Genomic DNA, 22,174 nt, shown 5'->3' with positions numbered 1-22,174 from the left:
AAGCTCAGCATCTATCGGCACTTCGAGAACAAGGAGGCGCTGTTCAGCGCGGCCATGGCGGCCCACTGCCATCAGTTTGCACCACAGGCCCTTTTTGAAGGCGTCGACGGTTCGGCCGAAGATCAGCTCATGGCGGTGGGATCATCCCTGCTTCGCACGCTGTTGAGTCCCGACGTCCGCAGTGTCGAAGCTATGGTTTTGGCCGACAAGACGAATCAAAAGTCGTTAAGCAAACTCCATTACGAAGCCGGGCCTGCCTACGTCATCGCCCAAATCGAGGCCCTGTTGCGTCAGTTGCACACAAAGGCGGTTCTGAACGTGCCCGATCCTCTCCGGTCCGCCCGCTTGTTTGCGGCGCTTTTCAAAGGATCCGATCTGCTGCTTATCGCACGCTTTGATGAGGCGAGAGCAGAGGACAGCAACGAAATCGAATCCTATTGCCGGTCCGCCGTCGCGATGTTCATCGCCGCGCACGGTGGCATCTAACGGGCAAGAAGCGGAGGACGAGGCCCGAAGGGTATGCAAGCGGCTGATATATCCAGCCACTGTAAAGTCGGATGGTCCTGTCTTTGGCGACGGACGCTGGTTGGCAGCGACATCCTCGCCGAGCTTGGCGCCGCGCATGCCGACGATCTGGCTTGCCGGCTTCGTGAAAGAAGCTGGGGCAAAAACATTCGCTGTACAAGTAGGGCAATCGGTGTAGCATGAAAGCATTGATTGGTCCACAGCCCTCTCTGCGCCTCCTCAGTCGCCTTTCCCGAACGGGATAGGGCCGCCCACTCTCATCACCGGCCGAACAACGCGGCCGGGCAAGTGAAGACTGAACTCAGTCGCTCACACTCCTTTCCCGATTGGTCGCAAGTTGACGCGGCCTCAAAGGTATTCTCATGACAACCGGTTTTCGTCTCTACCGCGGGCTAGAGGTTTATCCACTAGTCTATCCACATCGCGCCACCGAGCCCGGAAACGGGCGCAACTACGACGAAGGGTTCGACGCTGCCGTGCGCATCCAGGAGCAGGGAACCTCGGGGGAAGCGCCTCGCAGCCGCGTATTCCGGCTTGCGGCAAGTCCTTTCCCCAACACCGGAGACGCGCGGCGTGCGTCGGCTGCCTACGCGGAACACCTCATTGACGCGTGTTCCGAAGACGCCAGCATCCTGGATCTGGAACTGTGAATCGCGCCCCGCTCCACACCCGAGCTCGTCGACGCAAGTCCTGATCGGGACACGCAGACATCATCGGAGGTTTCACATGGATAGGTCGAATGTGTTGAGTTGGATTCAACGCGACGGTTCCGGCCTTGTCGACCGGTTTCTACCGTCAGGGGCTCGCGCCGAGCTCGAAGGCGTCATCCGAGACGGTCGCCACGAGGTCGATGCGGATGCGTACTTGATGTTCATATCGGTCCGCGCACTGCTGCGCAAGGACGGCATGGCGAGCTGCGATTCGGATCGCGAGGCTGGCCAGATCATGGCCCTACTGAACGCGTGACGCGGCCAACCCACTTACGCGACTGGCGCAATGAACATGGTCGCGCGGAAGCCGACCCGCATGAGCACCAGTCCTGCGGACGGGCGCGAGCAGGGCGTTTATCGAAGCGGGGATCTTGCTAGGTTCGACGTGCGGGAAGACACCATTGCCTATGCAAAAAAATGGGCGCAGGTGTGGCTGGGCGTACCCTTTGGCTGAAGGGACCCATCGCAACGGAATGGAGCAGGAGCAGGAGCAGCGAACACTGTGCGGACGTTCACACGTTCACGGCGCAAACTCACGATAGGAAAAAAATTGACTACTGTAACTCCCAAGCTGAACGAACCCGTGGAAGTCGCGTTGCGTCGCTTTCGACGTTCGATCGAGAGCACTGGCCTGATCAAGGAACTACGGGCCAGAACAGCTTATGAAACACCGACTGCGAAACGCAAACGAAAGAAGGCTGCCGCTGTGGCCCGGCTCCGAAAGCAGATCAAACGGTCGTTGCCACCGAGGAAGCTGTACTGAGCCGAAGTGTTGTTGCCGTTGAGCGTACCCATAGGGGCCGCTTACGTATGGCGGAGGAAGAACGAGGCGGATAGCCCTCGTCAGCCTTCGGAAAGAAGATGGATAACAGTGCGGACATGCGCCGCTTTGCGAACTCGGCGGTCGACCTCACGCGCACCGGCACGTTCGGGCAATGCAATTCGGAAAAAATCTGCTTCGCCCTGCATTGCCTGTTCCGGAGTATAGTGGGCCTCCCCCCTGTGGAGTGACCAACATGTCGACACCCGCGTTTCTTATCTACCAGGGGTACGAACTTCACCCTCTTGTTTTTCCTCGCAGGTTCAATCGCTTTGACGGACATTCCCGTTACGCCGAAGGGTATGACATTGCGGTGCGGATATGTCGTCCGGCCTCGATAGCAAGCTCCCCCGCAAGCCGGGTTTTCCGGCTGAACCAGCCCCATGCATTCTCCGATTTAGGCGTGGCGAGGCGTGCCGCCCGGCAGCAGGGAAAAGACATCATCGACGGGAAGGTGAGCGGAGCTTCTGTCGTCGATATGTGAACGCGCTACGAGCTTAGTAAAGCAGTTGACCGGATCTGCTGATGCTCGGCTGTTTTACGGCCGTTTAGAGAAGCGACCCGCGGTGGCAAGCGGCAGACCGCACTGCGAAGTGATGAGCCGAACGCGGGGATTCCTCCAGACCGGTATTGGCTGTGCAAATCAATCTCGACTTGATTCCGCATTACCTTGTGCTGCGCGCCGGCTGCGAGCCGTATGTGCTGAACGCTAACCGCCGTGTATTGCGCCGCGACGCCAGCCGTCTGCTGCACGTGTTCGCGAGAACGCGCGGTGCGCCCACTTCGATCACGAACGATGCGTGGAACGACTTTTCCGGCACGGAGTCCATTGAGCCTCCCGAGCGGGCCGAGATGCGGGCTTATGCACTGGTTCGCGGCACTGAAAGCGAACACCAGCTCTGGTTACTGGCTGGCCTCTGACTCCCAACGGAGCGTCTCATGTATCGGATGATTGAGTACCGCGGATTTGAGATCCATGTCGAGCTTAGTCAGTCCGCAGTGGATCTCTACGACGTCACGTTTCAGATCAAGGGCGGCGACAATTTTCGTGTCGTGGGTGAGCGCGGAGGCAAGATTTCGCTGCACAACGGGCCCTATACACGCCGTTGGGCATACCTCATCGCTGAAGCCGCTGGGCGAGCTGCGATCGATGTGCTCCTTGGAGTGATCGTCGTGGATGGTGACCCCATCGCGTAACGGAAGGTGGGCGTCCACCGTCGCGCGGTGATGTTGTCGATTGCAGCTTCGTCAGGCAGGTAAACGAGGTGAGGCGGCGGCATCGCGGGAACGACAGCCAGGCTAACGCCGCATGTCCGCACGCTCGGTTCATGGGCTCGGTAGGTGCCGGCCGGCGGTCGCTTCGATCTCCTCGGTGTTCCAACGACCACGTCGCATCGCCTCGGCCAACATGCCCAGCGTCAGCGGCACCAGCTCCGGGTCCCGGAAGCGCTTAGAGAATAATCCAAGGATCGACCTTATTACGTCCAAGCTCTCGGGGCCGAAGTACCGATCGTATGGGAAGCCCTGTGCTTCGACGTTGAACTCTTCTGCCCACTTGTCGATGAATTCGACAGCGTCGAGTCCTGTCAAGCGTAGGTCTTCCTCTAGCCTGCTATCGGGCGTCAGCTTCAAGCGGCCGCCTAGGAGCGGCCGTCCAAGTTCCTCCCGCGCAAACGCCTCGAGTTTGTTCCAGACGGCATCGTCCATATCAAAGCACCCGGTCTTCTGGCTTTACGAGGCGATTGTAAGAAGCGATCGTGTGTCGCATGATCAGGAATGCGTCGCGCGACAGCATCACTACTCCGAGCACCGGGATCGTGCGGCCGACGAAAGCGCCCAGATTGCGAGTCATTGCAATGCGGAGCCCCCCGAGGCCCGCTCTCGTAATCGTGGGGAGACGCGTAGCAATTTGATAGGGAAGTAGTTTGCGCGAAGCCATGGAAACGACCGAAGTGCCGCGCACTGCGCCACCGAGCTTTCCCGGTACGGGAACATCATTCATGCCGAGAAGCATCGCGGATGCGCTGGCGAGGTCATCAAGACCTAACTGCTTGCAGGTTTCGTCAAATGCGACCCATACAAACAGACCAGCGGGCGTGAGATTCCGAAATTGGTGGTAGCTATATGTGTTTTCGCTCATTGTTATCTCCGATCTCATGGGCGAGACGTTGCTCTCTCAACGTCAGTCAATTGCCCGCGAGCGCGCTACTTTACCCCATCGGTCAAAAAAGGCTCTCGTCTCGCGGACTGTCTCCTTGTTCCTGTTGGCCGACAGTCGGTACTGAGTGCATTCCCTGCGCGCGCTCATACGCGTGTGCGCAATCCCGGTAAAGGCAGCGATTCAGAGGCTGCTTCAAAGTCGGGATTCTCCGGCTCGTGCTCGGCGAGCAGGTCCGCGATGGTTTCGAGGACTGCGGCCGCGCTGTACGTGCCGTCCAACGGGACGAAAAAGCGGTAGCTGAGATGGGACGATTCCGCGTCCAGTCCCACTACCCCATCCCGTGGCGACTTCGCGTGCGCGTTGGTTTCGAGCGCCGTGCGGAACACCTTCTCGCATTCGTGCTCCGGTACTTCGCCGAGATCGATGACGACTGCCGCATGCTTCTGGTCGACCGCCTCGTCGTAGCAAAACGTCACCGTATGACCGAGCACCTCGAGCCGACCTCCGTCCACGAGGCGTGCTGCGTCTTCAAGGCCCGCCGCGGCGCAGACTTCGGCGAGCAGGTTGGCGTAGGCCGCGTAGTTCATGCGTGTTCCCCATTCAACTCACTGGCATCGCGGCGCAGATCCGGGCCGGGGATCCGGATGAGGCCGGCTTCCGGCGCACTCGAACGTTGCGGTACGAGGCTGCGAACGAGGTTTTTCACTTTGCCCGTAAATGAGCGGGACGGCGCCGGCCCTGTCGCCCGATGGAGCGCTGTGGCGACGGCCAATACCTGTGGCTCATCCTCAGCAGCAATCCTGTTCTGCCTTTTGACGTCGAAGCGAATCTGGTTCTGCTTGAACATTCCCGCCGTCATCTTGCGTTCGTCAGCCGGCATACGTGGGCTCTTCATCCTGACCACCGTCTCCCACGCAGCCTGATTGATCGATCGCTGCCGCGACAATTCGCGGTATTCGGGGCTATCAGGCTTGTGACCCTTGGGCTTGACCGCACGATGATCGCGGCTGTGGAGCGGCGCCTTTTCATCGACGTGAGTCTCATCTGCCGCAAGCGTTCGCACATTGACCTCCGGCGCGAAGCGAACACGCCGGCTTCCGCTCGTTGACGCATCGTGGGCCCGCGTCGACTGTGCGGCACCGTCATCGTGAACCTCCACGATCTCCGATTCGTGCGACGCAGTCGAGTGCGCGCTCCCCGCGCCGAAATGCGTGCGCGTGTCAGTACCCACCGCCGTCGTCGGCGATTCATCGAAGCGGGGGCTCATCGATCCGTCCGAGTGTGTGCCGGGCGACGCGCTGCGCGACACATCGGACTCGCTCCAACGGCCGCTGCCGGGCGACGAGTCGTGCGCATATTTCACGTCTGCGTCGTCGTGGGTTCCGTCTTCCCCATTGGCCCACGCATGCAGCTGCGCTCGGAGTGTCTCGTCGTCGACGTGCGTGTGGCCGAAACGGTGCGCGGCCGACTCCTCGACCTGCGGGCCGACGCGGGCCTCGTGCGTAGCGAATGCCGCTTCGTACGCGTCGTCGGGATGCATCGCTTGCAGGTTCTGGCGAACCATGAGGCCGAGCGGCCAACCGTAATCGCGGGGGATGGGAAGGGCGACCTCCGTCCGCTGCGGCTCGCGTTGAGCCTGGCGCGTACCCGACGTCAGCCGCTGGGCAAGCCGCTTCACGACCTTCGCTGCCTTGCCGATCGAGCGGCTCACGCTCGCGCCGTCCGGACGCCCGATGCTCACCGGGTGTCCGTTGAACGCCCCGGACGCTTGCGCCGCGGAACGGGTGTGCGGACTCGGCTCGACATCGCCGTGGGTCGCGGGGTTCGTATGGATGGGACTGTTTACTCGCATTGCATGCCTCGCGTGCTTCCGATATTTCATTCGTACCGAAAGAACCAGATGGGTTCAGCCGTTTTTTCGGATTTCCGCCAACGTTCGGTAGGCGACACAGCACCGAACGTGCGTACCGCTGTGCTGTCCGGCTGCGTCGTGTCACTCGTTGTCGATCTGGCCGGCGCGCCATCCCGCCAGATTGGCGGCCGCCTCGATGACGGCCGGTGCCATCCTGGCTGCGTCGCCGACCCCCACCCCGAGCGATCGGGCAACGCCCGCAGCGAGCACCTGCTGGCGCAACCCGATCTTTTCGTCACTGTCACGCGACGGGACGTTCTTCGGTTCGTTCGCATCCGTCAAGGCTGCGCGCGCACGTGCCTCATCGAGCACCGGCGTACTCGTCCACATCGTCATGTCTGTACCCGAATACCGCTCGTAGAAGGCTTGGACTTCCATTTGAGGTGTCGTCGTGGCGGCCAGCCGCGCTTTGGTCTCTTCCGCGGTGGCGGCGGCGAGCCGCCCACTTCGCGGCGCCAGCCGCGCGGCCACCGATACCTGTTCCGGGTTCCAGAAGCGTCCATCCGATGCCATGATTGCCGGTCCCTCGGCCCAGGCGTCGACGACCACATCGTCGGGTTGGACATTCGTTGCGCGATCGTTGCGCGACAGCACTGCCCAGTTGTGATCGCAGGGATGGGTCATCAACAGCGCCTGCTCGCCCCGGCCGATCAGCTTGCCGAGCGCAATCAGCCCGACGGCGCCATGGTCTCCGCAGTTTCCGGCCCCCATGAACGTCGCAGCGCCCGCATAGTTGCCCACCACGACCGCGCGAGGATCGGGGTGACCTTGGAGCCCAGCCATCGCCTCGTCCCTCACGCGCGGCCAGGTGACATGGCGTAACGTGCTCGCACGTTCCATCGCGCTTGGGGGCTCGCCCACGACGTTGGCTCGCCCATGCGGCAGCGCATCGCGTGCGCGCTCCAGTGCGACTTGGCCGCGATGCAGGACAGCCAGGTCCTCGCCGTGGACATGCCGCCCCTGCGCGGCACGAATGAACAGATATCCGGCTTGATCGGCGCGAATGGCGTAGGTGCGGCGGCCTACGGTACTCGGCAACGCTATGCCGGGTGGCCTCGGCCGATTCATCACACGCTCGCTGAAACGCATCAGCGACTGCAATGTCACGGGGCGCGGCCCGTCCCGACGCGCGAATTGCAGCCCTGTCTGCTGTACCGCTGAGCTCGGCCCCGCGCTGCTCGGCCCATCTGCCGCGTGGATCGTATCGCGCCCTCTGATCGAACCGGTCCTCATCTCATGTCACCTCTTCCCGCACTGACGTGACGGTGCGCGAACCGGTTGCCGATGCGAATTGCAGGGGCGTGGCTGCCGGTCGCGGCAATGCGACCGTAAGATGACGCTTCGCCGTCTGTCGCCTCCGGTACTTTCCGATCGATCTTCACGCGCCGCTCCCCGCACGTCGACACGTCGACACGCATCCTCGCCCGGTCGTGACGACGGGGCTTGCATCGCAATGAGTAACGCGCAGGCCCACGAAGTTCGTGTGGGTTCTTGCCGTCCCACAGTCTGGGAATTCATATTCGAATGCATGACCCACCAGCGCAGAGATGATATGTTGGGCCGCTTCGCTTTCGTCTTTAATTCACCGTTGCCATGGCTCAAATAGAGGTCATTCTGTGTCCGACGACCGTGGCGAGCTATGCCCAGGCCATGGCCGCCGGACGCGACGTGACGTTGCGTGCGCTCGTTTGCACCGATCCGATTCCGTTCGACGACGCGAGCGCGCAAGTCGAGCGGGCGCGCTCGCTCGCCGATCAGAACGCGCTCGCCGCCGCGCTGTTGCGGCTCGCGGCGGCGCACCTTCAGCGTGGCGATTGCACCGGCGGTGACGATTGTGCGGTGGAAGCGCAACGGCGGTTCGAGGGGCAGGGGCACGTACTGGGTGCCGCGTGCGCGCTCTACTATCGGGGCCTTTCGCACGAGCATGTCTGCAACGTGCAGAGCGCAACCTCGTTCATGAACGAGGCGTTCTCACTGTTTCTCGATGTCGCAGCGCGGCCATGCGCGGCCGTCGTCCTCAATCAGATCGGCATTTCGCAGGTATCGCGCGGCGAATACGAGGCCGGCATCGATACCCTCGATCGCGCGATCGATCTGTTGCTCGATGCACCTGTGGCGGGTCTCTTGCCGATCGTACGCAGCAACTGGATATCGGCACACCTCGGCGTGGCACGGCAAGCGGCGCGCGAAGACGATATCGATGCGGCCGCGGCGCATGCGGCTGTCGCGCTGGCCTATGTCAGCGACGTCACGCGCGAGTCGGCGGACGAGGTCGAACTCGCATTTTTCGCCCTGCGGTTGCATACGGCCGGCGAGGCGTGCCTTGCCGCCGGGCGCTGCGGCGAGGCGGAGCGGCTCGCCGTGCGCGCGAAGAAGTTGGCCGAGCGCGCGGGTTGGCCGGTCCCGATTGCGCACGCGCACGACCTGCTGGGGGAAATCGCGTTTTTCGAGCGCCGCTTCGCGTCCGCGCGCGAGCGATGGGAACGGGCTGCCAAGGCATTCGACGAACAGGGCCTCCACGACAGCCGGTGCGGGGTCGTCGCCAAAATCGCCGCGACGGCGGAGGCAAGCGGCGATGCCGTCGAAGCGCTGGCGCAGTACCGCTTGCTCGCACAACTCGAGACGGAGTTGAACCGCAGGCGTGCCGCGTTGCGCACGCAACTGCTTGCGCGCGAGCTCGAGCGCGAGCGCCATGCCCTGGGCCAACGCCGGCAGGCTGCCGATGCGGGGCGGCTCGCCACGCTCGGCCGGGCTGCCGCGGGCATCAATCACGAATTCAAGAACCCGCTTGCCGCGTTGCGGCTTGCCATCGAGAACAGCATCGAGGTGGTGGAGCTCGGCAAGACGGACATGTTGGCGGACGACATCGCACATATCGAGCGGGTGGCGAGGCGACTCGGGCAGTTGACGCTGCAGTTCGACGCGTTCTCGCAGCGCGTGCCGCCTGGCCTCGAACGCGTGTCTCTGCGCCTGGCCGTCGAAGAGGCCGTGGCGATGATCGCACACCGCTTGGTGCAAGGCGGCCATGAGGTTCGCTACGAAGCGCTCGACATGGCCGCATGGGGGCATTCTGCAAGCCTCGTGGCCGTGCTCGTGAATCTGCTCGGCAATGCGATCGATGCGACGGCGGCCTGCGCCGACCGCGTGATCGGTGTTTTCGCCGAGCCTATATCGAAGACGCACGTGGAGCTTGTCGTCAGGGATCGCGGGCCGGGTTTCACGCCCGAGGTCGAGCGCAATCTGTTCGAAGCGTTCGTCACGACGAAGCCTGCCGGTGTGGGGCTCGGTCTCGGGCTTGCACTGTCGCGCGATATGGTTGCTCAGATGAACGGTCACCTTAGTGCGCGCAATCATCCGAGCGGGGGCGCCGAACTGCGCATCGGCTTGCGGCTCGCGTAGCGCTTAGCGTCGGAAGGGAACGAGAAGGCGATGAGAAGTACGGGAAAGTATTGGGAACACGTCGGGCCCATGAGAAGGGGCGCTGCGGCGGAGCCAGCCAGACACGGGATGAACGACGTGTGCGAAATGAATGGCGGTAGACGTACCGCAGGTGCGGCACCGGCGGACCTGACACACGAGCTCAGGGCCGCGCTGACCACGCTCGAAGAGACGCAGCGCACCGACCTTGGCCGCGCAGCGGCGCTCGCCATGAGCGTGGTGGATCTCGGGCAGCGCTGCGCCGATCCGCGTCTTCGTGCCGACGCGCTCGCGGCGGCCGCGCATGTGTTCGCTAGCCGCGACGAGGTTTATCTCTGCTATCCGTTGGCAGTGGAAGCGCAACAGCTGTTCGAATGCGAGGGGCGTGCCGTCGAAGCAGGCCGCATGCTGAACTTGCGCGGCGTTTGCTTCGATATCGTCGGGGAGGCTGAGCGGGCCCTTCAGCTGTACGGCGAAGCGCTTGCCATGTTGAGGCAGGCTGGCGACGAGATCTACGTGCGGCGGGTGCTCAACAATATCGGCGTTGTCGATTTGCGCCAGCAATCGTACGCGTCCGCGATCGAATGTCTGACCGAGGCCGTGACGCGCGACGAGGCGCAGCCGACCGACCCCACGCGTTGGGTTCATCTTTGCACGCTGGCGGAGGCCCGCGCCGAATACGGCAATGCACTGGCCGAAAGCGGCCGCGCAGCCGAATCGCAAGATCAAGTGCGCGAGGCGTTGCGCCTTTTGGCGCGGCTCGATTCGCCGGCATTCGACGAGGAGGCTGTCTGCATTCGCGCTGTCTGCATCAATGTGGCGAGCCGCTTGCACCTGCTGCTGGGCGACCTCGAGCGCGGCGGGTATTACACCATGCGCCTCTGGCGCATTGCGCGCCACTGCGGGTCGCCGAATTACGTGGCGATCGCCTATGCACGATTCGCGGAATTGCGCGGCATGCAGAAGAAAGTGGCGAAGGCCTGCTGCTGGCGCCAACGCGCGGAAGATGCGCTCGGGCGCCTGCAAATGAAGAACGAGCTGCGGGAAATGTTTGAGCGGCTGGCCGCCATTACGGCCAAGGAAAACGCGATCGACTACGCACTGCATTTCTTCAAGCGCGGGCTTCAGTTGCGCCGCGAGACGCAAACGGCAGGCGCGGCTACGCGTTCGCAGCTGATGGCGCTCGATCGCGAAGCGTCCCACCAGCGCCGCCGCACGCAGGAGGCCTTGATTCACGCCGGAAAGATGGCGCTCGTCGGCAGCCTCGTGACTTCGCTCAATGCGGACTGGAAGGGGCCGCTCGCCGATGCGCAACGGTTAGCGGGCGACTTGCGCGATGCGTTCGACCGGCGCGATGAGGCCGCGCTGCGCGCGCGGCTGTCCAACCTGCTCGAAGCCGTCGACGAATTGCGCTCCATGGTTCAGCGGCTCGACGTGTTTTGCCGCAAGGGCGATGGGCTCTCGGGTGCCGTGACGCTTCGCGCGGCCATGAGCGAAGTGCTCTGGATCGCCGGCGCGCGGTATGGCGCACGCGTCGACGCCGTGCGGCTCGATGTGGCCGATGAGCACGTCTGGTGCGATGTCGATCGCCTGATTCTCATTGTCGCCAGCGTCGTGGACCATCTGCTGCGTGTCGAGGCAGACGCGCGGGGCGAGGTGCTGATCGGCTCGCGCACAACGGACGACGGCGTCGATCTTTACGTTGCATTCGAGGGCGAGGTAACCGACGACGTCTTGTTGTCGCGCCCGCTCGAAAAACATGCGAAGGAACCGGTGGAGGGGGGCGCACTCTGCCTCGAGCTCACGATTGCGGCCGAGGCGGCGCTGGCGATTCAAACGCAGCTTCGATCGCGCACGCTCGGTGGAGGGCGTGGCGAATACTGGTTACGTCTGTCGAGCCCGAAGGCGGTGGCCGAGGCCACGGCAAAAGGCGCAGCGGAGCCGCCGCGCGATGCGCACACGCGCTCCGTTTGGCGCTCGCTCATCAAAGGGAAACGGGTTCGGCCCGTTCTGCCATGACGCAGTTGCGCCCCGCGTCTTTCGAGCGATAGAGCTGCTCGTCCGCGCATTTCATGAGGCGGGTCAGATCGGGCGCAGCGGGGCCGCGCGACCAGGCGATGCCGAAGCTTGCCGTGACCGAGAACGTGCGCCCGTCGTCAGCCGCGATCGTGGCCTCGGCGATCGTTGCGCGCATGCGTTCCGCTGCGGCGACCGCCTGGTTGTGACCGCGCACGCGCATCAGTGCGACGAACTCTTCGCCGCCCACGCGCGCAACGATATCGGTCGCGCGCAGCGTTTGGCGGCACAGCTGCGCGACCATGCGCAGCGCGCTGTCGCCACCCGTGTGGCCATAGGTGTCGTTGACCCGCTTGAAGTGGTCCAGATCGAACGCGATGACGGCGTAGTCGGGTTCTTCCAGGTTCGCGAGACACCACTGGACTTTCGCTTTCTTTTCGAGCGCGCGCCGGTTCGGCAGACCCGTCAGCGAATCGGTGTCGGACAGGCGCTTCATTTCGATGAGCAGTCGGTCGCGTACCGTTTCGAGCCGCATCTTCTCGATTCGGCTCGCATTGAGCATGGCGATGGAATCGAGCAGCTTGGCGACTTCGGCGTTATAAGCGGTCGCGGGAACATCTGCGCTCAAATCGCCGCCCGCAATGGCCTCGATCATCTGTGCGGCACGCTGCAATGGCTCGACGACGCGCTTCCTCACGATCGAAAGGATGGTGCCGAGGGCAATGGCGATCGCGACTGCGGCGAGCACGGTGGCGAGCAGCCGAGTCAGTGCCTTCGTGCGCCGCACCTGCAGGTCGGACTGCGAGAGATCGAGCAGTACGTCGCGCAGCGCCGTGATCGAGCGCATCGGCGGGACATAATCGGCCGCGAACTTCGCCGGTGAGATGTCGGTGGCGGCGCCGCGTATCGAGAGCGCCCGCACGCGGTTCGCGTAGTCCATGCCCGTGCCGCAGTACTCATGCTCCATCCGCTCGAGCGCAACGCGGACGACCTCGGGCTGCGGGTTGCTGGTCAAACGGTTCTTGATCAGCGCGTGCAGTTCGACAACGCGGCCGCGAACTTGTTCGATCGCGAGGAGCTCATCGGCGGTGAGGGGCCGCCGCGCCGCAAGGGCCGCCGTGAACTGCGAGCCCAACTGCCCGGCATACTCGCGAAAATCGGCCAAGAGGCGGGTGGTGACGACCCAGTTCAGCGTCTCGGGCGACCCTCTCAACACCGCGAGGGAGATGTCGTCGAGCGGCGGCGCGAGTTCGGGAATGATGGCGATCATGCCGCCGACCGCGCGCATGATCGCTGCCGGTTCGCGTCTGGCAAGCGGCAACGCAAGCAGCGCGTCGACGGCGGCACGGCCCCGTTGCAGATCGGTTCGCATCAACTCGATCCGGTGCGCTTCGTGTGCACAGTCGCGGGGACACGCGCCGCGATGAAGGACGCCGAGCAGATAGGTGATGCGCCGATCGCTTTCGGCCCGCGCATTGACGAGTGCTTCCATGCGCGCGGACGGTATCGGCAGGTCCTCTCCGAGGGCGCCATTGGTTGGGCCGCGTTCTACCGATACTTTTTCCATCACGAGGAGCGTGGCCCGATAGCTCTCGAACGCATCGAGCGCCACACCAGCACCGTTGCTCGCCGACCATTCGCGCGCAACGAGCCAGCCGAACGGAAGCATCGCCACGACGAAAACGCTCGCGACGATGACCGCCACGAGGCGCGTAATCGGCATGGTCCTCAAAGAATGGACGAGGGTCATGGGTTATTGCTCATCGGAACTTTTTTGGTACCTTATTCGTGCCGGCAAACGTTTTCGCGTTCCTCGGCGCATCCCGTAGTCTACGGCACGATCCTGTGAGAAATTAGCAGTAAAAGGGATTCACCTTTACTCGTAAACGCCAAACGCGCAACGCACGCACGCGCGTTCGAAACGCCCGCACAACAAGATCAATAACGGTTGCGGCCGACGTGTCGCGCATGAAATGGCCTCAGTTGGCGGCGCCGTTCAGGATTTCCTTACGCTGAAATCATCCAATCACCCGCTTTTGCTCCGGGGCAGATAGCACGAAAGCCACCCTATCACAGTGTTTCGTGAACTCGGCGGCCCAAGTTGTTACACACGAGTGACAACCGTAATACCGAATTCGTCAGGAAATAACGAGGGCAGAGCCATGTCGGAAGTTCGCAGAAGCATCGTGCCGCAGACACCTGACGTGCCGACGTGTCGGAGTCGCTTGGATCCCGCCGCCGACGCCGAAGTGGCGGTGGCGCTCGACCATGCGGTATTGCCCGGGTCCTGGCATGCCTTGGCGATCGAAGGTGTGCTGGCCCTCGCGCATGCACGCCTCGAGGCGCACCGTTTCGTCGGCACGGACGGCATCGACGCCGTGCGCTTGCAGGCATTCCGCGATTTCGCGCTGGAAAGCCTGCACGACCTGGCCTGGGTCATGAGCGAATCGTTGGCGCAATCGCCGTGGCCGGCCCTGGAGGCACAGCGTGCGCAGGCATATGAAGGGCACCGCGGCGCGCTGTCGGGACTCATCGAACGGTTGGATGCTGCGGTCGCAGATCGCGCGCTGCTGAAAGAAGTCGAAGACGCCGTGGTCGCGCATTTTGCCGTCGGGCCCGGTGTACGGGGTTTCGCCGGCGACCTCGACACGATAGGTTGGGCTTGATTTCCGGTCTAACGCGACCCGCTTAACTTCTTGAACGCATTTCGGACCTTCGCGAGCGGCCCGCGTCGCCGCCGCATGGTCTCTGCCCCTTGCGTGCGCGCTTGCATCTGATCGCGCAGGTTTTCCAGGTGGCGCTGCGTTTCGAGCTGGTCGATCGTCTGCCTCATTGCATCGCCGTTCTGTTCGAGCACTTGCCGGGCATGGTCGCGCTGCGCCGGCGCAGCCGTGCGTGTGGCCCTTGCTTGCTGCTGCCGCTCCTGCGCCAGATGCTCGGCGAGCGTCATATGCGGCCGTGCCTGCGAGTCCTCGTTGCGCTGTGCTCTTTGTTCTCTCTGTGCTCTTTGTTCTCGCTGCGGCTCACCCTCGATCCGCGCGCGGCCTGACGGTGCCGGCTGCGCCTGCTGCTCCGCGCGTTCGCGTCGGCCCTCGACGAACACGCGCGCGCTGCCGGGTTCCTCGACGAAGTGCGGCTGCACGTTGGCCCGTGTGTGCGGATCGACTTCTTCGATGGAAACGTCATGCGGCGCACTGCCCAACGAACCGGGATCGCGCGGGGCCTCGTGACGGTGTCCGTGCCCTTGCCCTTGTGCCTCGGCGTCCTCCGGCATATCCACGAAGTACTGCGGCTGCGATTGCGTGGCGACGAGCGTGCCGGCATTCGCCTGATGCTCATCGACTGGCTCGCGAGGTGAGGGCGGCAGTGAATGCGGCACGATTTGCCAGTCGTCGTGGAACTGAGTGCCGGCACTCGCGGGCGCTTCGGCATGCGGCGCGTGTTCGGTCTGCTGCGCCGGTTCGTCGAGCAGCCGGTCGAACGTGTCCGCGTCGACTTCGCCTTCGGAATCGCTGCCAGCGGCTGGCAAGCGGTCCCCTTGCGCGTCGAGCAAACGATCGAGAAAGGCCGCATCGTCGTCTTCTGTCGCGCGCCTGTTCGTCGCTGGACTGGCTTCGGCGTTCTCCGCGTGGGAGGCGTTGGCCTCATCGCCGTCCCGACGGGCCAACGTCAGTGGGTGGGCATCGAAGTCCTCGCTCGAGCTATCGAAAAAGCTGTCGTGTTCGTGTTCCACTTCATGCTCGTACGTTCCGGCACTGGCTTCGGATTCCCCGCTTGAACTCTCGTAGAACACCTCGCTTTCCGGTTCCTGCCGGCGCCCGAGCGCTTCCGAACGCGCGTCGAAATCCTCGCTCGAGCTGTCGTAGAACGTCTCTCGCTCATCGTCGGCGTCCCATGCGTGCGGCGAGTCTGCGCGGATCGAGCCCGCCCCGATCGAATCCGCGCGTTCGAATTGCGGCGATGGGGTGCCGTTCGAGCTGCGTCCGAGCGACTCGTCGCGCCACGACTCCTCGGGCCGCGGGCGCACGCTTGCTTCGAGCACGCCGTCGACGCGCTCGTGGCCCTGCGTGGCCGTCTCGACGAGCATCCAGCTGCGGTAATCGCTGATGGCAATGAACGCGGCCTTGAGCAGCCGGATGACATCGTGCTTGTGCGGATGCTTCGCTTGCCAGACGCTCAGCGGGCTGTCGGGAATGCTGTTCGAGACGATGCGCGACATCGCGTTCGGAATCGCCTTGAGTGCCATCGCCCCGCTCCACGTGGAAAACTGGAAGCGCGGCGCCGCATCTGTGGCCGACGCATCGGGGCCGACGGCAGGCGTGCCGGTTTTGATGTGCTTGCCATGCCAGCCGGCGAACCATCCCGACGCTCCGCCTTGCGGCACGACGACGGTCGGCGCATGGCCGACGGCGGCCTTTGCCAGCACGACGACGGCCTGATGCAGCCCCTCGACGAAAGGATTGGCGAACATCTTGTCGAACGCGATGCCTTTCTGCATGACCGCGGCATAGCGCAACTCGCCCCCCTCGCTATTCGCGAGCGTGGGCGGATCGAAACGGTTCTTGAACGAAGTTGAGGCTTTGTAGTTCATCGCGATGCTCGACGCCGAATAGAGCGGTACCGAGATCCCCACGGAGCCGAACGAGAGTTTCAGCGATCCGGTGCTCCCGTCCTCCTTGCGCGACTTCAATTCGGGGCCGAACCCGGATGAGGCGAACACGACGGATTCCCGCACCATCGCATAGATGGCGTAGCTCAATTGCTCGGCCGCAAAGCGTGCGGCGTTGGCGCGCGGAGCGCCGGATACGATCGCCGTCACGGGGCCGACCGCAAGCAGCGAGGCGATGCCCGCAGCCGCGCCGCCGGCTGCCACGGCCAACTGGTTGCGCGGCCGCTCGGGCTTCTCGAACGCCTTCACGATGCCGTAGACCGCATAGCCCGCAAACGCGGCGTTCACGACGGCTGAAGCCGCCGGCCATGCGGTCGCCAGGGCGAACTGCGCGTTGGGGCGCGGGAGCACCCAGTTCTCGACCTGCTGTTCGACGAGCCCGCCGACGGTCTTGCCGATCGCGGTGCTGAGATAGGCGCGCACGAACTCTGTGCCGACGGCCTTTGCGAGGTCTGCACCCTTCAAGTGCTGCGATTGCGTGTGGGCCCACTGCCGGACGCCGCCGATGAGCTGCGACAGTCGCGACGACGTGGCGGGCGCCGGTGTGGCGGACCTGCCGTGCGCGTCGCCTGTACCGCTGTCGTCGATGACGATGACGAACTCGCCGCGTGCCGACGGTGACGTGAATGCGACGCGCGATTCGCGGTTGCCGCCGGGAGGCGCAGACTCGCGGGGCTCATGCTCGTCGGCGTCAGGATGAACTTGATGGCTGCGATGGCTGGATGAGCTGGCAATCGAAAGCGACGGCATCGGAGAGTGTCCTCGCGAATGGCAACGGGTGAATTCCCCCGCCGAAAAAGAAAGCCCGCGCGCGCGAAGGCGCAGCAGAACGCTTGCCGTTCGACGAGGGCGGGCCGCGGCGAAAAAGCTGACGCAAGCGTTTGTTGGTAACGCCGTGCGTGCCATCGTTCCGAAAAAGTGCAGACCGGGCTGTATCGATGCTTTGCGTGTCGTTCGCTTATCGGTTTGCGATGCGTTGAACGCGAATGCCCGTTGCGGTTACTCAATCAATGCGATTCCGGCGTATTGGAAAGCGGGGTTGCGTGTCCCAACGTTTCTATAGGAGAGCTAATCATGAGCATATTCAGCGATATCGGCAATGCGATCCACCACGTCGTGCATGGCGTCGAGCACATGGTCGAAGGTGCCGTGCATGGCGCGGAAAGCCTCGCAACCGCACCGTTCAAAGCAGCGACTGACTTCGTCAAAGACACCGTGCACGGGCACCCGTTTCAGGGCTTCAAGGATGCCGCGCACGACTTCACGCATGGGGTGAAGGGCGGGTTCAACGGGGCGCTGCACGCCGTGGGCGGTGCCACCGAGGCGGCGGGCGGTGCCGCCACACTGGCGGCGACGGCGGAGATGGGGCCGGAGGAGTTGGTCGCATCCACGGCGCGCAGCTACATGTAAGCGCGATGGGCGTCGGCGCGGCAGCTAGTGCCCTGTCCCGTAAGTTGTTTGATAAATGAAATTGTCCATTTGGTGTCGGCCGGAGTTAGCGCTTTAGCGCTTACACCGGCCCCATGCAAAGCTCGTCAGGCAAGAAGCGAGGAGGCGCCATAGCCGTAGCTATGGCAACGACGAGCGACGCCGCCTGGCGGCCAAATGGGCGATTTCATATCAAAGGAACTTGCGGGACAGGGCACTAAGTGCTGTCGTCGGCGCGATAGTCGCCCAGGCGCAGGCCGTGTGCGCTGAGCTTGCGGTAGAGCGTGGCTTGCGTGACGCCGAGTTCGGTGCAGATCGCGGCTATGGCGCCGCGGTGCCGCCGCAAAGCGGCGTCGAGCATCTCGCGCTCGACCGATGCGACGATTTCGGCCAGCGACGGCCGCGGTTGCGCGTCGCCGCTGTTGGCCTCTTGCTCGAGCCCGATCGGCAAGCCTAACTGGAAGCGCTGAGCCGTGCCCTTGAGCTCGCGCACGTTGCCGGGCCAATCGTAGGCGGCGAGTTGCTGCATCAGTTCGGCTGATGTACTGCGCGCCGTTTGCCGGAAGCGCTGCGCTGCATCGTCGACGTAATGCGTGAACAGCATCGCGATGTCTTCTTTGCGCTCGCGCAGCGGCGCGATCGTCAAAGGCAGCACGTTGAGCCGGTAGTACAGATCGAGCCTGAACTTGCCAGCATCGCTCAATGCCTTCAAATCGACCTTCGTCGCCGCCACGACGCGAAAATCCACGGCAATCCGTTCGTTCGACCCAAGCCGGCAGACTTCGCGATCCTGTATCACGCGCAGCAGTTTCGCCTGCAAATGCAGCGGCATGGCGTCGATTTCGTCGAGAAAGAGCGTGCCGCCGTCGGCCTGTTCGATCTTCCCCGCGCGCGCCTTGCCCGCGCCCGTGAACGCACCCGGTTCGTGGCCGAACAGCTCGCCTTCGAAGACCTGATCGGGTATGGCCGGACAATTGAGCACGACGAGCCTGCCGCGCGCGCCGCTGAACTCGTGGATACAGCGTGCGACAAGCTCCTTGCCGGTACCCGTTTCCCCGAGCACGAGCGTGTCGGCCCGCGAGGCCGCGACGCGCAGCACAATATCGCGCAGGCGCTGCATGGCGGGGCTCCCCCCGCGCAGGATGCCCAAGAGCCCCGTGGCGCTCGCCATCCGCTCGCGCAGCGCCCGGTTTTCGAGCGCGAGCCGCCGCTGCGCAACCGCGCGTTTCATGAGCGTAGTCACGTATTGCCGCTCGAACGGCTTGCCGATGAAGTCGTAGGCGCCCTCGCGCAGCGCGCGCAACGCCGTGGCGATATCGTTTTGCGCCGTCATGACGATGATGGGCAGCTCGGCGTCGCGCGCGTGCAGCTCGCCGAGCAGTTCGATGCCGGTCATGCCTTCGAGATAGAGATCGGCCAATACGGCTTCGCACTCGAATTGTGCACAATGCGGCAGCGCCGCCTCGGCGGACGTGAAGGCCGTGACCTCGAAGCCGGCCAGCTCGAGCGTCTTGGCGAGGCTTTGGTTCAGGTGAATGTCGTCTTCGACGAGGACCACGCGTGGCGCCGTATCGGGAACGGGTGTGAGCGAAGTCGAAGCCATCATCGGAAGAGCGTCGGCAGCAAGTCTGTCAAATCGAATGTGAGGCCGGAAACCCGGCGCGGCGAAACAGGGAACGGCGTGGCGTTCTAATCGAACGTACATGCCATTTTACGCAGGTTGGCGCTTTGAATGCCGTACTATTTTCTTTCAGCAGGTTACTTACATGGCATGGGGCTCCGGCCATCGCGCGCCTTTAAGCATCGTCGGCAAGCCTTGCCTGGCGGACCTCGTCGGCCCACAGCAGGAGTTCGGCCACGGGCTCGAACAGGTCGCTGTGGATGAACTCGTCCTCTTCCACGGTGGCATAGAGCTGCCGCGCGAGCGGCACGTTGCGGATCATCGGCACGCCTTCTTCTTCGGCGATTTCACGGATCAGGGCCGCACGTTCGTCGGCGCCCTTCGCGACCACGACCGGCAGCGGCGTTTCCTCGGGGTTGTAGTAGATCGCCACGGCAAAATGCGTCGGGTTCGTGACGACGGCCGATGCTTGCGCAATGGCCTTGGCCGGCGGCCCGAGCACCATCTGCTTGGCGAGCGATTTGCGCTTCGATTTGACGAGCGGGTCGCCCTCGGTCTCTTTGTATTCCTGCTTGACCTCGTGCTTCGACATCTTCAGCTGATCGATGTGGAAGTAGATCTGCATCGCGAGATCGACGAACGACATCGGCAGAAACACGAGCACGGCGAAGAACATCATCTTCAGCGCGAGCAGGAAGCCGGTGATGCCGATATATACCGCGCTCATCTGGTTTGCGCGCATCAGATCGGGCAGTGCCCCTTTGATATAGGCGTAGAGCAGCGGCGCGAGCAACGCCGATTTGACCATCGTCATCGCGAAGTTGACGACCGTCTTGCCCGAGAAGATCTTCTTCAGGCCCGCCATCGGGTTGACCTTCTCCGGCTTCGGCGTGAGCGGCTCCATCGTGATGAGCCCGCCCGTCTGCATGAAGCCCGAGATCACGGCTGTCAGCCCGGCGGCCATATAGACGGGCACGACGAGCACGACGATCGCAATGAATGTGGTGGTGAGCAGATGCGGCAGCTCGACATTGAAGTCCTCCGTGAACGCGACACGGAACACGAAATCCGAGAAATGCTCGATCCACTGCCAGATGATCGATCGAGCGCCGAGCACGAACCCCATTACCACGATGAAGACGAACGTCGACGTGACGTCCTGGCTCTTCGGAATCTGCCCTTTCTTGCGCGCGTCGCGCAGCCGCTTGGGTGTGGGCTTTTCGGTCTTGTCGCTCGACATTCGATCAGCCGCGCTTTACCCGTGCCCGCCATGCGAACGGCTCGCCGCCCGCATTGCCGTGCAGTTCATCCCACGTGGCCCTGTCGATGACGAACAGCACCTGCGGGACGTCGCCTACGAGTACGTCGGCCTTTTTCCGGAACCCATAGGTTTCGAGCCAGAACGCGGCGGGCCGGTTGCCGGGATCCGTCAGCGCAACGAGCCGCGACTGGCCGAGATAGCGGAACCCATAGTCGAGCACGGCACGCCCGAAATCCGGCACGAGGCGCTTGCCCCAGCCTCCGCGCGAAAACACGACGCCCAGCTGCACCGATTTCAGGGCCGGCACGTAGTGCAGGCTGAAGATCCCGACGAAGCGGCCGTCGGCGCGTGTGCTGACATGCCAGATGCCGAGCCCGGGCTGCTCGGCATGTTGCTGCTCTGAATAGCGCACGAGCCCAAGCGCGCTGTCGTGCGCCGTATAGACATCGTCGCTCAAGTATTGGCACACCCGTGCGTCGTCCTGCATCGAACCCAGATCGCCGACGTGCTCGGGCGCGAGCGGCACGAAGGCAAGGCGCTCCGTCGTGAACGCCGGCCGCGCCGGCAAGGCGGCGCAAGCCGCTGGCGCAGCCTGCGCCGGTGCGCCGGTATCCGCTTGCAGTGTCGCTTCCATATAGAGATCCCCCTCGAGCATTGACGAAGCGCGCGGCGCGCGCACGCACGTATTGGGTTCTTTGTAACGTCCGGGGCGATCGCGTTCGGTGGGACCGCCGCGAAGAATTTTTTAAACGAATCGATGAACTGTTGAAAAAAGGCCGTTACCAATGGGGGGAAGGCAGCGATGATGTGCAACGAGAAATGCAGATAATCGCGATCAATACGGAATTAGATAAGGAGCGCGAATTATGTCGGCTCAGGATTTCGATATCACACAGGCTATCGGTTCAGTAGGTGGCGAGGGTGACATGACAAAGTCGCTCGACGCATATCGGCAGATGTCAATGCTGACGCTGAATTTGCAAGAACAGCATACGACTTTCAACAGCATTATGCATGCGAAGGTCGAAGGCGTGAAAAGTCTTTCGGATGTCGTTAAGGACGGCGTTCAGAAGGGCGGCTACAACTGAATTGAGTGTGGCGGGCGCTGCTTTCGGCCCGGCACGCAGCGGGAATCCTGGCATTGCGGTGTTTCGCCGTGGCGAGGAAGGGGGAGCTGCCGGTCGGCGGCTCATGAAACGGGGTGTGGTGATGCGCGATCTACGAGACTTTGAGCGCTGCTGCGTCCGCGGACTTAAGTGAAAGGGGAATTTTGATGTCCATTACCAATGACATTCAAGGCACGATCAACAACGCGCTGAACGCGCAAGCTGAAACCGCCAACATGGAACTCAAGTATCAGACGGCGGCGACGGGCATCAACACGAAGTTCAAGACAGAATCGGACACGCTGCAAAGCATGCAGGCGATGAACAAGGACGCTTCGGACGGCGCGAAGTACCAGTAATCGTTTGATCGTTGTTTGGAAATCCTTTTTTCCCACTTTTTCTCGTGCAAGGAGATTGAACATGAGCCATTCGCATACTCACAACAACGTTACGCTGTCGGACGGTTCGAGCGTCGATATGGGCGGCGATTCGACGGGCGCACAGGCGCTCAACAAGGAAGTCGGCGAG

The 22,174-nt window shown here is 63.2% G+C and carries 24 protein-coding genes; 14 read left to right on the top strand and 10 right to left on the bottom strand.

What is annotated here, in order from left to right; genetic code table 11:
- The 8 genes from ACTHL0_RS22195 to ACTHL0_RS22160 form a co-directional block, all read left to right on the top strand.
- Window positions 1-486 (top strand): TetR/AcrR family transcriptional regulator C-terminal domain-containing protein (locus ACTHL0_RS22195; protein WP_440569060.1); only part of this gene is annotated, 486 nt, incomplete at its 5' end.
- Window positions 487-887: 401 nt separating this feature from the next.
- Window positions 888-1,175 carry a hypothetical protein gene (locus tag ACTHL0_RS22190; RefSeq protein WP_440569059.1) on the top strand — a complete coding sequence of 96 codons (288 nt, stop codon included), beginning with the start codon at window positions 888-890 and terminating at the stop codon, window positions 1,173-1,175.
- 76 nt (window positions 1,176-1,251) lie between these two features.
- Window positions 1,252-1,491: a hypothetical protein gene (locus tag ACTHL0_RS22185; RefSeq protein WP_440569058.1), complete on the top strand. Its 240-nt coding sequence runs from the start codon at window positions 1,252-1,254 to the stop codon at window positions 1,489-1,491.
- Window positions 1,492-1,521: 30 nt separating this feature from the next.
- Window positions 1,522-1,689, top strand: coding sequence for a hypothetical protein (locus tag ACTHL0_RS22180; protein ID WP_440569057.1), 168 nt, complete (start codon window positions 1,522-1,524; stop codon window positions 1,687-1,689).
- 96 nt (window positions 1,690-1,785) lie between these two features.
- Window positions 1,786-1,998, top strand: a complete 213-nt coding sequence (rpsU, locus tag ACTHL0_RS22175) for a 30S ribosomal protein S21 (protein ID WP_421026413.1) — start codon at window positions 1,786-1,788, stop codon at window positions 1,996-1,998.
- A 253-nt stretch (window positions 1,999-2,251) separates the two neighbouring features.
- Window positions 2,252-2,539: a hypothetical protein gene (locus tag ACTHL0_RS22170; RefSeq protein ID WP_440569056.1), complete on the top strand. Its 288-nt coding sequence runs from the start codon at window positions 2,252-2,254 to the stop codon at window positions 2,537-2,539.
- A 152-nt stretch (window positions 2,540-2,691) separates the two neighbouring features.
- Window positions 2,692-2,976, top strand: coding sequence for a hypothetical protein (locus ACTHL0_RS22165; protein ID WP_440569055.1), 285 nt, complete (start codon window positions 2,692-2,694; stop codon window positions 2,974-2,976).
- 18 nt (window positions 2,977-2,994) lie between these two features.
- Window positions 2,995-3,252: a hypothetical protein gene (locus ACTHL0_RS22160; RefSeq protein ID WP_440569054.1), complete on the top strand. Its 258-nt coding sequence runs from the start codon at window positions 2,995-2,997 to the stop codon at window positions 3,250-3,252.
- Window positions 3,253-3,381: 129 nt separating this feature from the next.
- On the opposite strand, the gene ACTHL0_RS22155 is transcribed toward ACTHL0_RS22160, so the two are convergent.
- The 5 genes from ACTHL0_RS22155 to ACTHL0_RS22135 form a co-directional block, all read right to left on the bottom strand.
- Window positions 3,382-3,762, bottom strand: a complete 381-nt coding sequence (locus ACTHL0_RS22155; RefSeq protein ID WP_440569053.1) for a DUF1493 family protein — start codon at window positions 3,760-3,762, stop codon at window positions 3,382-3,384.
- Between the two features lies 1 nt (window position 3,763).
- Window positions 3,764-4,195: an STM2901 family protein gene (locus ACTHL0_RS22150; RefSeq protein WP_440569052.1), complete on the bottom strand. Its 432-nt coding sequence runs from the start codon at window positions 4,193-4,195 to the stop codon at window positions 3,764-3,766.
- Between the two features lie 164 nt (window positions 4,196-4,359).
- Window positions 4,360-4,803: a hypothetical protein gene (locus ACTHL0_RS22145; protein ID WP_440569051.1), complete on the bottom strand. Its 444-nt coding sequence runs from the start codon at window positions 4,801-4,803 to the stop codon at window positions 4,360-4,362.
- Complete coding sequence (locus tag ACTHL0_RS22140) at window positions 4,800-6,068, bottom strand: hypothetical protein (RefSeq protein ID WP_440569050.1); 1,269 nt, start codon at window positions 6,066-6,068, stop codon at window positions 4,800-4,802. Before ACTHL0_RS22140 ends, ACTHL0_RS22145 begins: the two co-directional genes overlap by 4 nt.
- Before the next feature lie 141 nt (window positions 6,069-6,209).
- The gene (locus tag ACTHL0_RS22135) at window positions 6,210-7,361 is read right to left on the bottom strand and encodes a hypothetical protein (RefSeq protein WP_440569049.1); all 1,152 of its coding nucleotides are present in this window, start codon (window positions 7,359-7,361) and stop codon (window positions 6,210-6,212) included.
- Window positions 7,362-7,721: 360 nt separating this feature from the next.
- Between ACTHL0_RS22135 and ACTHL0_RS22130 the strand changes: the two genes are divergently transcribed.
- Together ACTHL0_RS22130 and ACTHL0_RS22125 are read left to right on the top strand one after the other, a co-directional pair.
- A complete protein-coding gene (locus ACTHL0_RS22130) occupies window positions 7,722-9,527 on the top strand; it encodes a sensor histidine kinase (protein ID WP_440569048.1) in 1,806 nt (601 codons plus the stop codon).
- 126 nt (window positions 9,528-9,653) lie between these two features.
- A complete protein-coding gene (locus ACTHL0_RS22125; protein ID WP_440569047.1) occupies window positions 9,654-11,564 on the top strand; it encodes a hypothetical protein in 1,911 nt (636 codons plus the stop codon).
- Here the strand turns inward: ACTHL0_RS22125 and ACTHL0_RS22120 are convergent.
- Window positions 11,530-13,284 (bottom strand): diguanylate cyclase, encoded by a 1,755-nt coding sequence (locus ACTHL0_RS22120; RefSeq protein WP_440569046.1) that lies wholly within the window; start codon window positions 13,282-13,284, stop codon window positions 11,530-11,532. The two genes, ACTHL0_RS22125 and ACTHL0_RS22120, sit on opposite strands and share 35 nt — an antisense overlap.
- Before the next feature lie 502 nt (window positions 13,285-13,786).
- Between ACTHL0_RS22120 and ACTHL0_RS22115 the strand changes: the two genes are divergently transcribed.
- Window positions 13,787-14,227 (top strand): hypothetical protein, encoded by a 441-nt coding sequence (locus ACTHL0_RS22115; RefSeq protein ID WP_440569045.1) that lies wholly within the window; start codon window positions 13,787-13,789, stop codon window positions 14,225-14,227.
- Between the two features lie 8 nt (window positions 14,228-14,235).
- On the opposite strand, the gene ACTHL0_RS22110 is transcribed toward ACTHL0_RS22115, so the two are convergent.
- Window positions 14,236-16,980, bottom strand: a complete 2,745-nt coding sequence (locus ACTHL0_RS22110; protein WP_440569044.1) for a hypothetical protein — start codon at window positions 16,978-16,980, stop codon at window positions 14,236-14,238.
- A gap of 324 nt (window positions 16,981-17,304) precedes the next feature.
- Here ACTHL0_RS22110 and ACTHL0_RS22105 point away from each other — a divergent pair, with 324 nt between their 5' ends.
- Window positions 17,305-17,640 (top strand): hypothetical protein, encoded by a 336-nt coding sequence (locus ACTHL0_RS22105; RefSeq protein WP_440569043.1) that lies wholly within the window; start codon window positions 17,305-17,307, stop codon window positions 17,638-17,640.
- Between the two features lie 235 nt (window positions 17,641-17,875).
- On the opposite strand, the gene ACTHL0_RS22100 is transcribed toward ACTHL0_RS22105, so the two are convergent.
- The 3 genes from ACTHL0_RS22100 to ACTHL0_RS22090 form a co-directional block, all read right to left on the bottom strand.
- The gene (locus ACTHL0_RS22100) at window positions 17,876-19,264 is read right to left on the bottom strand and encodes a sigma-54-dependent transcriptional regulator (protein WP_440569042.1); all 1,389 of its coding nucleotides are present in this window, start codon (window positions 19,262-19,264) and stop codon (window positions 17,876-17,878) included.
- Window positions 19,265-19,454: 190 nt separating this feature from the next.
- Window positions 19,455-20,519 carry a type III secretion system export apparatus subunit SctU gene (gene sctU, locus ACTHL0_RS22095; protein ID WP_440569041.1) on the bottom strand — a complete coding sequence of 355 codons (1,065 nt, stop codon included), beginning with the start codon at window positions 20,517-20,519 and terminating at the stop codon, window positions 19,455-19,457.
- Between the two features lie 4 nt (window positions 20,520-20,523).
- Window positions 20,524-21,174 carry a GNAT family N-acetyltransferase gene (locus tag ACTHL0_RS22090; protein WP_440569040.1) on the bottom strand — a complete coding sequence of 217 codons (651 nt, stop codon included), beginning with the start codon at window positions 21,172-21,174 and terminating at the stop codon, window positions 20,524-20,526.
- A gap of 232 nt (window positions 21,175-21,406) precedes the next feature.
- On the opposite strand from ACTHL0_RS22090, the gene ACTHL0_RS22085 reads away from it, so the two are divergent.
- Both ACTHL0_RS22085 and ACTHL0_RS22080 read left to right on the top strand, forming a co-directional pair.
- On the top strand, window positions 21,407-21,628 hold the full coding sequence (locus ACTHL0_RS22085) for a hypothetical protein (protein WP_440569039.1): 222 nt from the start codon (window positions 21,407-21,409) through the stop codon (window positions 21,626-21,628).
- Window positions 21,629-21,813: 185 nt separating this feature from the next.
- On the top strand, window positions 21,814-22,005 hold the full coding sequence (locus ACTHL0_RS22080) for a hypothetical protein (protein ID WP_440569037.1): 192 nt from the start codon (window positions 21,814-21,816) through the stop codon (window positions 22,003-22,005).
- Window positions 22,006-22,174: the final 169 nt, after the last annotated feature.

The sequence above is a fragment of the Trinickia sp. genome (genome assembly GCF_051961175.1).
In the GTDB taxonomy this organism is placed as follows: Bacteria; Pseudomonadota; Gammaproteobacteria; order Burkholderiales; family Burkholderiaceae; genus Trinickia.
The sequence above is the reverse complement of the archived record's forward strand: the minus strand, read 5'-3'. Positions and strand labels throughout refer to the sequence as shown.

Bases quoted from the DNA above. Each gene is read 5' to 3' on its own strand.
- ACTHL0_RS22140 (WP_440569050.1), bottom strand. From the start codon at position 6,068: ATGCGAGTAAACAGTCCCATCCATACGAACCCCGCGACCCACGGCGAT.
- ACTHL0_RS22110 (WP_440569044.1), bottom strand. From the start codon at position 16,980: ATGCCGTCGCTTTCGATTGCCAGCTCATCCAGCCATCGCAGCCATCAA.
- ACTHL0_RS22135 (WP_440569049.1), bottom strand. From the start codon at position 7,361: ATGAGGACCGGTTCGATCAGAGGGCGCGATACGATCCACGCGGCAGAT.
- ACTHL0_RS22145 (WP_440569051.1), bottom strand. From the start codon at position 4,803: ATGAACTACGCGGCCTACGCCAACCTGCTCGCCGAAGTCTGCGCCGCG.
- ACTHL0_RS22090 (WP_440569040.1), bottom strand. From the start codon at position 21,174: ATGGAAGCGACACTGCAAGCGGATACCGGCGCACCGGCGCAGGCTGCG.
- ACTHL0_RS22155 (WP_440569053.1), bottom strand. From the start codon at position 3,762: ATGGACGATGCCGTCTGGAACAAACTCGAGGCGTTTGCGCGGGAGGAA.
- ACTHL0_RS22125 (WP_440569047.1), top strand. From the start codon at position 9,654: ATGAATGGCGGTAGACGTACCGCAGGTGCGGCACCGGCGGACCTGACA.
- ACTHL0_RS22180 (WP_440569057.1), top strand. From the start codon at position 1,522: ATGAACATGGTCGCGCGGAAGCCGACCCGCATGAGCACCAGTCCTGCG.
- ACTHL0_RS22105 (WP_440569043.1), top strand. From the start codon at position 17,305: ATGAGCATATTCAGCGATATCGGCAATGCGATCCACCACGTCGTGCAT.
- ACTHL0_RS22190 (WP_440569059.1), top strand. From the start codon at position 888: ATGACAACCGGTTTTCGTCTCTACCGCGGGCTAGAGGTTTATCCACTA.
- ACTHL0_RS22080 (WP_440569037.1), top strand. From the start codon at position 21,814: ATGTCCATTACCAATGACATTCAAGGCACGATCAACAACGCGCTGAAC.
- ACTHL0_RS22160 (WP_440569054.1), top strand. From the start codon at position 2,995: ATGTATCGGATGATTGAGTACCGCGGATTTGAGATCCATGTCGAGCTT.
- ACTHL0_RS22150 (WP_440569052.1), bottom strand. From the start codon at position 4,195: ATGAGCGAAAACACATATAGCTACCACCAATTTCGGAATCTCACGCCC.
- ACTHL0_RS22185 (WP_440569058.1), top strand. From the start codon at position 1,252: ATGGATAGGTCGAATGTGTTGAGTTGGATTCAACGCGACGGTTCCGGC.
- sctU (WP_440569041.1), bottom strand. From the start codon at position 20,519: ATGTCGAGCGACAAGACCGAAAAGCCCACACCCAAGCGGCTGCGCGAC.
- ACTHL0_RS22085 (WP_440569039.1), top strand. From the start codon at position 21,407: ATGTCGGCTCAGGATTTCGATATCACACAGGCTATCGGTTCAGTAGGT.
- ACTHL0_RS22100 (WP_440569042.1), bottom strand. From the start codon at position 19,264: ATGATGGCTTCGACTTCGCTCACACCCGTTCCCGATACGGCGCCACGC.
- ACTHL0_RS22170 (WP_440569056.1), top strand. From the start codon at position 2,252: ATGTCGACACCCGCGTTTCTTATCTACCAGGGGTACGAACTTCACCCT.
- ACTHL0_RS22120 (WP_440569046.1), bottom strand. From the start codon at position 13,284: ATGCCGATTACGCGCCTCGTGGCGGTCATCGTCGCGAGCGTTTTCGTC.
- ACTHL0_RS22130 (WP_440569048.1), top strand. From the start codon at position 7,722: ATGGCTCAAATAGAGGTCATTCTGTGTCCGACGACCGTGGCGAGCTAT.